This window comes from Microcoleus sp. D3_18a_C4, assembly GCF_036702415.1.
Lineage (GTDB): Bacteria > Cyanobacteriota > Cyanobacteriia > Cyanobacteriales > Microcoleaceae > Microcoleus.
On the sequence record NZ_JAUBTI010000016.1, the window covers coordinates 48,726 to 58,895 of the forward strand.

At 47.6% G+C, this 10,170-nt stretch carries 8 protein-coding genes; 4 read left to right on the top strand and 4 right to left on the bottom strand.

The window, feature by feature from the left end:
- Positions 1 to 379 precede the first annotated feature (379 nt).
- Both QUB16_RS10610 and pgsA read left to right on the top strand, forming a co-directional pair.
- Positions 380 to 1,741: a calcium-binding protein gene (locus QUB16_RS10610; protein WP_333315907.1), complete on the top strand. Its 1,362-nt coding sequence runs from the start codon at positions 380 to 382 to the stop codon at positions 1,739 to 1,741.
- Positions 1,742 to 2,224: 483 nt separating this feature from the next.
- A complete protein-coding gene (pgsA, locus tag QUB16_RS10615) occupies positions 2,225 to 2,743 on the top strand; it encodes a CDP-diacylglycerol--glycerol-3-phosphate 3-phosphatidyltransferase (RefSeq protein WP_333315908.1) in 519 nt (172 codons plus the stop codon).
- Between the two features lie 195 nt (positions 2,744 to 2,938).
- On the opposite strand, the gene QUB16_RS10620 is transcribed toward pgsA, so the two are convergent.
- The 3 genes from QUB16_RS10620 to QUB16_RS10630 form a co-directional block, all read right to left on the bottom strand.
- Complete coding sequence (locus QUB16_RS10620) at positions 2,939 to 4,684, bottom strand: diflavin flavoprotein (protein WP_333315909.1); 1,746 nt, start codon at positions 4,682 to 4,684, stop codon at positions 2,939 to 2,941.
- Positions 4,677 to 5,306, bottom strand: coding sequence for a hypothetical protein (locus QUB16_RS10625; protein ID WP_333315910.1), 630 nt, complete (start codon positions 5,304 to 5,306; stop codon positions 4,677 to 4,679). The genes QUB16_RS10620 and QUB16_RS10625 overlap by 8 nt, the downstream gene beginning before the upstream one ends.
- Before the next feature lie 342 nt (positions 5,307 to 5,648).
- Positions 5,649 to 7,376: a diflavin flavoprotein gene (locus tag QUB16_RS10630; protein ID WP_333315911.1), complete on the bottom strand. Its 1,728-nt coding sequence runs from the start codon at positions 7,374 to 7,376 to the stop codon at positions 5,649 to 5,651.
- A 711-nt stretch (positions 7,377 to 8,087) separates the two neighbouring features.
- On the opposite strand from QUB16_RS10630, the gene QUB16_RS10635 reads away from it, so the two are divergent.
- Both QUB16_RS10635 and QUB16_RS10640 read left to right on the top strand, forming a co-directional pair.
- Positions 8,088 to 8,303, top strand: coding sequence for a hypothetical protein (locus QUB16_RS10635; protein ID WP_333315912.1), 216 nt, complete (start codon positions 8,088 to 8,090; stop codon positions 8,301 to 8,303).
- A gap of 178 nt (positions 8,304 to 8,481) precedes the next feature.
- Positions 8,482 to 8,697 carry a DUF4129 domain-containing protein gene (locus QUB16_RS10640; RefSeq protein ID WP_333315913.1) on the top strand — a complete coding sequence of 72 codons (216 nt, stop codon included), beginning with the start codon at positions 8,482 to 8,484 and terminating at the stop codon, positions 8,695 to 8,697.
- A 459-nt stretch (positions 8,698 to 9,156) separates the two neighbouring features.
- Here QUB16_RS10640 and QUB16_RS10645 read toward each other — a convergent pair.
- A partial coding sequence (locus QUB16_RS10645; protein WP_333315914.1) for a Calx-beta domain-containing protein occupies positions 9,157 to 10,170 on the bottom strand: 1,014 nt, incomplete at its 5' end.

The following is a 10,170-nucleotide window of genomic DNA, read 5'->3' on the forward strand; positions in this document are numbered from 1 at the left end:
GTGTAATGGGTGCTCAGAGTTTATTTTTTCTATCGAGGCCTCGCTCCCCCCCCTTTTTCAAGGTTGGAAGGGGGAGTTGTGAGGATTGCCAGCGGTAACGAAGCACCGAATTCTAGCGTGCATTAAAAACTTTGGGGCTATGTGCCAACTTCACTTGATATACCTCACCGTCTCTTCATGAGCAGTGATTCTTTGACGCGACCTTGAGATGTGGTACCGAGGTAGTCTTACCTTTTATCCACGTTTGTTTAGAGTCTCCCAATGACCTGCCTGTGGCGACTTGTTTACATTCTAGCATCAAGCCGTCAAGCGAAGGATGGGGTTTAAGACCCAAATTTTCGATAACCACGAGAAATTTACATAACACTAGGAGAAAATTATGGCTACCAGAAATGGAACAGAACTGCCCGATACCCTGACTGGAACTAATAACGCCGACATAATTCGCGGCTTTGGCAAGGAAGATCTGCTGTATGGCTTAGGTGGTAACGATAGCATCTACGGTGGAGAGGACAAAGATACCATGTATGGTGGTGCTGGAGTCGATCGTCTCTTTGGAGAAAACGGCGAAGACGATCTATATGGTGAGGATGGTAACGACTTCCTCTATGGTGGACTGGATAAGGACAACCTGCATGGTGGAATCGGAGCCGATCAACTTTTTGGCGATTCCGGCGAAGACTCCTTGTATGGCGAAGATGGCAATGACATCCTATACGGAGGCTCAAATGCCAACGATGCCAACGATGGTAAAGATTTCCTTGATGGTGGGGCTGGAAGAGACCGACTCTTTGTAGGTTTCGAGGATACGGGGTTTGGTGGTGCAGGCGATGACACCGTTATTGGTGGCTTTACCGATGACAAGATATACGGCGATGATGAAAAAGGCGAAATTTTTGGGGGAGCAGATTCCCTAGTTGGTGGCAGCGGCAACGACACCCTCTACGGAGAAGGCGACAGCTTAGCAGGCGGCGGCAACGATACCCTCGATGGTGGTGTAGGCAATGATACTCTGCTCGGCTATGCCGGAGATGACTCCCTGCTTGGTGGCGATGGCCTTGACTTCCTCGATGGTGGCGATGGCAATGACATCCTTGATGGTGGCGCTGGCTCTAGCACCCTGTTAGGTGGCACTGGCTTAGAGAACATCAGGGGTGGCGCTGAAGGCGACTTCATTGATGGCGGAGAGGGTAATGACAACCTCAATGGTCTGGGTGGCAATGACACTATCTATGGCGACGAGGGAGTTGCTGAAACACTTGCTGGCGATGACATCCTCAATGGTGGTGCAGGCGATGACTTCCTGGATGCTGGTGCAGGAGTCGATCGTGTCATCGGTGGCGCTGGCGTTGACCTACTCTTTGGTGGCGAAGATGCGGAAACTCAAACCGCCCGCGACACGCTAACCGGCGGGGCTGACACCGACTACTTCCAGTTGCTGTTCACCGATTTTGTGCCCGAACCTATCGATCCCGGTGAGCCGATCATTCCTGCTCCTGCTGGTGATTACATCGCTGACTTCGTGAAGGGGACTGACTACTTCTTACTGGAGGGGATTACCTTTGAGCAGCTCTCATTCCAGAACATCTCGCTGACAGTTAACGGGGTTGCTACTCCGAGTACCCGGATCTACGTCACGCCTGAAGCCGGAATTCCGATTTCTCAAGCGGAAACGCTAGCTGTGGTTCAAGGAGTGCGTCAATTTAACGCCTCGAATTTCGTTGAGGAACCACTCATTTAATTAACGGGACTTAAACAAATTTTAAGCCCAAACCAAGCGCAAACTGGCTTTAGACGCGGTAAGTAAGTTCATGTTTTCTTGCCACCACCGCGCAAATCTATATTCTGTCCCTTGACAGTTTTTATCTCCTGCTGTCTCTTTAAAGGCAACAGGAGTTTCGTCTTTGACCAGAAATCCGCAGATCCTTTTTCTTCATGCCAATTTCCCAGCCCAGTTTCGCCATGAGGTAGCCGGGATGACCAAAGATTACCCTGAGCTAGTGAATCTGTTTCAGAATTTTTCTAGCCAGTTACGATCGCCAATCGGGAGTTAAAATCGAGTTCGATCGCGTGAGGCGACACAACAAATTGATCCGATAAATTATCCAATCTTGTGACAACTCTAATCAGAATGTTTTGAAATTAAGTAAATCCACCTGATTATCAGTCGTGTAAATGTTAAATTAAGGAAAGCCTTCGTAGAGTAGCCCTTAATTTTTGATTTATGAATTTGCCTAATTTGATTACTTTTTCTCGCTTACTGGGAGTGCCTTTTCTGCTCTACGGTTTGTACGACCCAAGCGCGCAAAGCCGCTGGATTTGCACCGCAATTTTTGTGGTAGCTGCGGCTACTGATTGGCTGGACGGCTATTTGGCTAGGAAGTTGAATCAAATTACCGATTTGGGTAAGTTTCTCGATCCTTTAGTGGATAAATTGTTGGTGCTCGCGCCGCTTTTAGTGTTGATTGAGTTGGGGAAAATCCCGGCTTGGGGAGTGTTTTTAATTTTTGGTCGAGAGTTGACAATTGCGGGGTGGCGTGTTAATAAAACTACGATTTCGGGAGCTAATATTTGGGGGAAATTGAAGACGGTAAGTCAGATTGTGGCGATCGCACTTTTAATTGCTCCTCTGTCTGAAACGTGGGATTTTCCCGCCTTAATTGCTTTTTGGGTTTCTGTGGCTTTAACTTTGATTTCTGGCGCTATTTATCTGTGGCCGGAACAGGAAATAACAGAAAAGTAAGGGAGTTTTATATCATTAAACACGCGCTTTACCCCAGTCCGGCAGGGGTTTAAACCCCTGCCTCAAAGCGAAAGTCCTCGCTATGAGGACTATTAAAATCATCAGTCCTCATAGCGAGGACTTTTGCTATTAGCCGGGGGTTTAAACCCCCGGCGGACTTGTGGAAAAGCGAGGATTTATCAAGATTACTTCCCCTTAATAATGACTCCCAGATTTCCGATAGTGCACCGCTGTCACGCCGTCATTTTTCAGCAAATGACCGTTTTCAACCGCTGCATAAACTACCCAGTGATCGCCGCATTCCATCCGACTTATCACTTCGCATTCCAGATAAGCTAGAGCCTCAGTCAAAACCGGACAGCCGTTGCTAGCTTCCATTGTTTCGACTCCCGCAAATCTGTCTTCTCCGGGAGCAAAGTTTTTCATGAAATACTTCCGCAACTGTCGCCCTTCGGCTAAGATATTCAGCACAAATTTATCTCCGGCGTACATCAAAGCTTCGATCGCTCGATCTTTCGCCACCGCAATCGTCACACCCGGCGGATTAAACGTTGCTTGCGACACCCACGAAGCCAGCATCGCACTGGCTACCTCTCCCCGCTTCGCCGAGAGTACGCACAGCGAACCAACCAATCTCCCTACTGCTTGTTCAGTGCGATCGCTCCCTGCTACTAACTGCGGTTTCGGTGCCCGCAATTTTTGCGATCGAATCAAAGCTTGAGCAAAATCCGTTCCCGCTTCTTTGCACTCGTGAATTGTCGCCGCCGTCGGCTTAAATTTGGCTCGAATCGGCTCAAATCCAATTCGATAGCCGGCATCTTTCAGCTTATTTTCCACTAAGTCGATCGCTTCTCCACTCCAGCCAAAAGAACCGAAAACCCCCGCTAGTTTGCTCTTAGTTGCGGTAGATAAAACAATTCCCAAAGCAGTTTGAATTTGCGTGGGAGCGTGTCCTGCTAGCGTGGGAGTTCCGATAATAAATCCCGCGCATTTTTCGATCGCCTCTTGAATTTCTCCCGGTTCGGCAAATTCGCAGTTGATACTTTCCACCGCAACGCCCGCTTTAGTAATTCCTTTGGCGATCGCCTGGGCTAAAGTAGCCGTATTTCCGTAAGCCGAAGCATAAATCAAAGCAACTGTCAAGTCTTTTGAATTTTGTTGCTGGCTCCATTCCCGATACAAATTGCTCAGTTCATTAAGGCCGTAACGGACGATCGGGCCGTGACCGGGAGCATAAAATGCTGCGGGTAAATCGGCGAATTTATCCATTGCGGTCAGCACTTGTTTGGCCTGAGATGCGTGCAGGGAATCGTAATAATAGCGCCGATCTTCGCTGTAAACGCTCCACCCTTCATCGAATACTTGGTCGCCGCAAACGTGAGCTCCAAATAGTTTGTCAGTGAACACGATTCGAGTGTGCGGATCGTAGGTGCAAAGTTCATCAGGCCAGCGAGGAGTCGGAGTCGCGATGAATTTTAAGGCGTGACCTTTTCCTAAGTTGAGAGTTTCTTCTCCCCGAACGATCATAATGTTTAATTCTTGATCGGGAAAAGCTGCTCGCAAACTAATTGCTGCTGGATTCGTGCAAACCAAAGCTACTTGAGGAGCTAAGTCTAACAGAGCTTTAATTGTTACTGATCTGTTAGCATTGAAATGCCCCAAAATTATGTAATCCAGCTTTGTCAAGTCCACCCGTTGCTGCAAAAATTCCAGGTAATTTTGAGTAAAAGATTCCCCCGGCGGGTCGAACAAAGCAGTTTTGTCAGCTTGAATAATATAGCTATTGGCTGTCGTACCCTTTTGCAGCGAATACTCGACTTCAAATTTGAGTCGATCCCAAGTGCGCGATCGCAGAATAAAAGTATCGAGTGCGATCGGGATAAACTGCACATCGCGGGGTTTGGTATCAGATGCGAGTCTAGGAGTCAAAGTGTTAGTCATTGATTGCACCTATGAGAAACTGAACTACAGAACTTCTTTTGATTTCGTGCCAAAACTTGGTATCTACAATGTCAAACCTTGCACCTCTACCCTGTAAATTGGTATCCAGGTCAGTCAGAAATTCCCTGGTTTTCACATCGTCCCCAATTTGGATAAAGCTCACTCCAATTTCTTCATCTTTATCTATTTTATTTGCCGCACTTACAATTATTTCGGCAACAGCAGCGGTATTTTCGGGTTTTTGATCTAGGACTGCAACAATTATTGCTCCTTTCTTCCCTTTGGGATTTGGTTTGCTTGCGAAATAATCGCTAAAAGTTGCTTTCAGAGCTTCTTCCAAATTAGTTGCAGTCGGCTTTGCTGAATCCGGTTCCGTATTTTGTCGCTGCAAAATTTGAGCTAAGCGGGCAACATTTGAATTTTTATACTTCCACATCGGAGTAGAAGCTTCATAAAGGGTGATGCCGTCGCTGTCAAATTGCTGACATTTTTTTGCGAGGTCGATCAGAGATGCCTGTGCTTCTACCCACTCCTCGTACCAAGGATGGTGAGGATCTCTGCTGGCATCGCTTCTGGCAATAATAATTGTGTAATCTCGGTCTTCTAAAAGATTGGCAGGCATTGGCAATTCCCCTCGTTAAAATGGAGTGTAAATGACAACGGTTTGCCCGGTTTGTCGCTTCTTGGGGCGCACCCAACACCCAGAACCCGGTAAGGTGCGCCACCAGCACCCAACGTTGAGAGTTGTTGCGTAGCCAGTTGCGTCCTCGACTCTAATTGTAGAGTGCGTCAGTAGATAGTCGATGATGAAGTCGAATAAAACATCGGCTGACGCACCTTACTAATACGTTTGGGGTCTGTTGACTCAGACAGTCGATCGATATATCGTTTAATTTCCCCCTTGCTCCTGACAACTGCCAACCGTCAACAGTCAACTGACAACAGTCAACCGTCAACTGATTTCCTAATAGTGATTTCCCACTTTGCGGTGGTGAACTGCCGGCAGTGCATCGGGATTGGATACGCGGCCGCTATCGACGATCGCATATACGATATGATGATCCGAAAGTTCCATCCGGCTCACTACTTCGCATTCCATGTAAGCCAAGGAATCTGTCAGAATGGGAGAACCGTTGGTGGCTGGTTGAGTTTTAACTCCGGCAAATCGATCGGCACCAGGAGCAAAACGCTTTAAAAAGTGCCTCATCAAAGTTTGATAATTGCCTTCTTCCAGCACGTTGAGAACAAATTTATCTCCCGCGTGCATCATCGATTCGATCGCCCGATCCTTGGCAACTGCTATTGTTAAACCCAGCGGTTTAAAGCTGGCTTGCGTTACCCAAGAAGCTAGCATCGCACCGCTAACATCGCCTTTTTGGGCGGTGATGATGTACAGTCCGCCGCTGATCCGTCCCAAAGCTTTATCGAGGTCGCTGTCGAGGGCCTTCATCTGTTTGACAGCCTTGTCCCGCGTCAGCCACTGTCCCAAGTCAGTGCCGGCTTCGTCGCAAAGTTGATAACTCGCTTCTGTCGGCGTATCTTTAATCAAAATGTTGGGAAATGCTTCTTTTAAACCCAACTCTTTGAACTTGTTTCGCAGCGGGTAAATTGATGCGTCATCGCCACCGCCGGATTCGCACAAACCGAAAGATTGTTTGTTGTTAGCCGCAACTAAAATTGTGTTGATTGCGGCTTCGGCATTCACAGCAGCAGTACCGTTACTCGGCGGCGAACAAATCACGATACCGACGGCGGTACCGACAAGTTCGCGGACTTCTTGCAAGTCGGCGATTCTCAAATCCATCATTTCCACAGCGACACCGGTTTTGGTGATACCGTGGGCGATCGCTTGGCTGAGTCGATCGCTAAATCCGTAGTCCGAGGTGTAAAATACCGCTACAGTGGTTTCTGCCTTAGCTTGCGCTTGGCTCCACTTTTTGTAGCGTCCGGTAAGTTCCACCACATTGTGCCGCAGCAGTGGCCCGTGACCGGTTGCAATTGTACCGATTTCTCCCAACTCTGCCATCCGCTTCATCGCCGCGAGTACCGATCGAGCATTGGGACCCATCAAACACTCATAATAAAAGTGGTAATCTTCCTCAACTGCTGCTAAATCGTCATCGAAGGTGCTGTCGGAACAGTAGTGCATCCCGAAAGCATCGCAGGTGAACAGCACTTGAGTTTTGCTGTCGTAGCTGAAAATAGTATCGGGCCAGTGCAAGTTCGGCGCCGATACGAATTCGATAATGTGGCCGTTTCCTAAATCTAGTTTGTCCCCGTTTTTGACTACCAATCGCTCAAATGGTTGGTGTACAAGGTTTTCTAAAAATTGAATTGCTACTTTCGCCCCCACGACAATCGCTTGGGGTGCCAACGCCAACACGTCTTTGACTAAACCGCTGTGGTCTGGCTCGGTGTGGCTGATAATTAGATAGTCAATCTCTTTGGGGTCAATTTCGCCCGTCAGAGTTTCCATGTATTGCTGGCGAAACTTCTCGTGCGAGGTATCGACGAGGGCTGTTTTTTCACCGCGAATAATGAATGAGTTGTATGTTGTACCGTTTTTGAGTCCGAATTCGATGTCAAAGCGGTCTCTATCCCAGTCCAGGCATCGAATTGCCGTTGTATCAGGGGCAATTTCGACTTTTTCCACCGTCAATCTGCGTTGGACTCGTTCAGTCAGCGCTACCATCACTGCCTCCTTGTCTTTTACCCATTACCTTATTGTTTCCATTCTGACACGTTTCTTTTGTAAATCTTTATCAAATTTCCTATCACTCAGTTAAGCATCCCAAAAGTGATATCTATCTATTGACAAAAAGCTAATATGTGTGGTATAGAAACCGAGTTCGATGGGTTGGGCGATCGAGGTACTGAGTTTTGCATGGAAATTGCGATCGAGGAGTCAATTAGTTAGTACTCCGATCTTGCATTATTCTCAATAAGCCTTTTATGGGCGGGCTAGAAGCCCAACCCCTACTCCCCACAACAAAATTCACTCTTTGTGGAACAGGCCGAAAAGCCTGTTAAGCGAGAATGGTGCAACATCTCAGTTAGTAGCAACTTAAAAGCTGTAAAAAATGTGCAGTAAGACGATCGCATAAAAAAATCCCAAATCCACAGGGCCAAATCGATTAAGTCAAGTAAAGCTATGTCCGAAAGTTCTTTTGATCTGAGATATTGCACCATTCTCAATTAGCCGTAGGGGCGGGTTCGCCAACAGCCTTAAAGCTTGCAAATAGGTTCTATAAACCCGCCCGACCCCACGAAAAATCCTCTTATTGATATTGCTGCAAGATGTCAGTTTGATAAAACTAATTTGGGGTGACAATTAGGACAGTCGCAACAACGATTGCAGGAGTGGTGAGAACTAAAAACTGCCCAAAATATACCGAATGTCTAATTGCCATCTTGGTTTGATTCCCCCATCTTGGGGGCGATCGCTAAAGCCGCCTTTTGGTTAATCTTAGCATTGCTCGCAGTCTGGGCGAGTTGGCAGATTTGGCAACTGTTACGTTTTTATATTCATAATTTCAAAAATAAGAATCAACCAACTGATGGAAGTGCGAAAAAAACAATTAAAGATTTGTCGGTAGTAGCGTGGTTGTTGCGATCGTAAAAATTGCAGCAACAAGGCAAATACCGCCAAGCTTGCCGCTGTCTTTACAGGGAGCATCTCAGTTTTGTAAAAAGCATTTTTTTTATTGTAGTGCGAGCGTCCCCGCTCGCGTATTGTACAATACGCGAGCGGGGACGCTCGCACTGTAAATGCAAAACTGAGATGCTCCCGTCTTTACATGGCTTTGTTGCAGCCGTTAAATGATGCGGGAACCGTGGTTGACAAACCCAGCCGCACTGATGGCGAATATTTGCAATTAATCCAGCAATTACCCCAGCCAGTGCCTTACGAAACTTTGATAAGAATACATGAGCAACTATATTTTGGGAATAGGGAAGCTGACGCCTCAACCTTTGAACAGTGTCAGCAAGCTTATCAACAAATTAAGGATTAAGTAGGTAAGCGCAAAAAAACAATAATATCCAATCGATAAATTTAGGGGCAGGTTTTACCAAAAATTCTTGCCAAAAACCGACAATCTCAAAAACCTCCACCCAATGGCAAATCGCAATCTAATTATTTCCATATACAAGGGTTCAAGGTCGTACTCGAATAACGCGCGTAGCATCTAAGAGTACGACCTTGAAATGGTTCTATCAGACCGAAGTAGCAAATGGGTTGAAGGCAACGAAACTAGCACCAGCAATGGGATTCGGGTCGAGGTCGCCCACAATCAGCCCTGTAGGTGAATCCCATTAGTTGTCGGTGCCAGCGACTGTCACACAGCGAAGATTTTACCCGCGTACCTCACTTTCTTGAAAAAAGCTGTAGCGAGGAATCAGACTGATAAAAAGCATTTAACTACTTGCGGGACATATTAGTAGAGCAAGGATTCCTCGCCCTACTAACAGCCTTAGATGAGAGTGATACTTGTTGCCGCTGTACTGCCGAAACTGTAGCCCGCAGTGGGGTTAGCAAGACCTAAGCGCACAGTCCCATTATTGGTACTAAATGGGTTGTCTTGAAGAGTAAAGGTTTGGCTGAGTTGGCCGTCGGCGAAGGACAACGTGCCGCCAGTGGAGCCGCCCGGGTTAAGCAGGTAGTCGGTAGCATATACAGGTGCAAGACCGGCGCCTGGAGTACCCGCCAGAATAATATAATCAATCGATGCTGCACCTAAGCCGCTTGAGCGGGTAACTGTAACCGTTGTGCTGCCCCCCTGAGTGGCGATCGTGCCGTAATTAGACGCACTATACTGGAAGATATTGCCAGATGCACTGCTGCTACCGTCAATAATGTCTAGTCTTGCTGTTGACGGAGTGCCGACGGGGCCGTTGTTGAGAAATAGGTTAACAGTCTCAGTCATTTCAGGCACAGTATCAGGATTGACAAAGATGCTGAACGTCGTGGAAGTTACCCCAGGGCCAAAGGTGAGTACACCAGCACTAGAGGAATAATCAACCGCAGTTCCAGTTGATAGGGCGGTGCCGTCAAGAGTACTGTAGCTAATCGTTGCAGTCCCCGTATTAGGGCCGATGCGATTGACTGTCACCGTAGCAAAGCCAGATGATTCCTGAGTGCTGAAAGTAGCCGCACTAAAAACAAACTGGGTTGCTGTTGATGTTGCTGGAGTTGGAGTCGGCGTCGGAGTTACCATCGTCCCAGGCGGCACATCATTAATCGTCAAAAGTGACGGACTACTGCCGACATTGCCACCGAAGAGCACCAAATTCACCGTTTCCGGCGATGATTCCAAAATCGAATCAGTCAAAGCCGTCACGGTGAAACTAGCGGTTGTTTGCCCCGCAGCAAAATTCAACACCCCCGCCGACGTTCCAGTGTAATCCGGTGCACTGCCTGTGGAACTTGCCGAACCGTCAAGAGTAGCGTAGTTAATCGATGCAGCCGCCGTGCCACCGGTGCGAGT